We start from the raw sequence: 261 nt of genomic DNA on the forward strand, positions 1-261 counted from the left end.
CTGCGGATTTCACGATTGAGCCGTTCAGTAGGGTTATTCGACCAGACTTTCTTCCAGACGGATTTCGGGGCGTTGGTAAAAGCTAAGAGCTCGTCGAGGGCTTCTTCCAGGTAGCTGGCAACGTGGGGGAATTTATCTTCACAAAACGCTACGACCTCACGTGCTTGGGACCACACCGATTCCGAGTCTGGTTGCTGGAATATCGTATGAAACATCGCCGATAGGGTTGGCCACTGGGTCTTGGCAACCATCGAAGACAGG

At 52.5% G+C, this 261-nt stretch carries 1 protein-coding gene; it reads right to left on the reverse strand.

Going from position 1 to position 261, the window contains the following annotated elements; translation table 11 throughout:
• The coding region (locus QP970_RS11650; RefSeq protein ID WP_284869973.1) for a transposase at positions 1-261 on the reverse strand (261 nt) is incomplete at both ends.

The sequence above is a fragment of the Corynebacterium sp. MSK073 genome, assembly GCF_030232085.1.
Lineage (GTDB): Bacteria > Actinomycetota > Actinomycetes > Mycobacteriales > Mycobacteriaceae > Corynebacterium.